The 252-nt window shown below is 69.4% G+C and carries 1 pseudogene; it reads right to left on the reverse strand.

Annotation, left to right across the window (positions count from 1 at the left end):
• Positions 1 to 118: 118 nt before the first annotated feature.
• Positions 119 to 252: pseudogene (locus JHD73_RS28905) on the reverse strand (helix-turn-helix domain-containing protein); the annotation flags it as partial.

The following is a 252-nucleotide window of genomic DNA, read 5'->3' on the forward strand; positions in this document are numbered from 1 at the left end:
CCCCCCCCCCCCCCCCCCCCCCCCCCCCCCCCCCCCCCCCCCCCCCCCCCCCCCTTTTCAAGCAGAAGACGGCATACGCGATCAGGCGCCATGTCTCGTGGGCTCGGAGATGTGTATAAGAGACAGACCCATAGCCGAGCCGGTAAGCAACGGCTTCGATCGTCTCGCGGTCGCGCGCGATCCATTGTGCGGCAAGCCGCATCCGCAGCTCGGTCAGGTAGCGCACCGGGGTCATTCCGGTCGCCGCAAGAA

Source organism: Ralstonia sp. ASV6, assembly GCF_016429285.1.
In the GTDB taxonomy this organism is placed as follows: domain Bacteria; phylum Pseudomonadota; class Gammaproteobacteria; order Burkholderiales; family Burkholderiaceae; genus Ralstonia; species Ralstonia flaminis.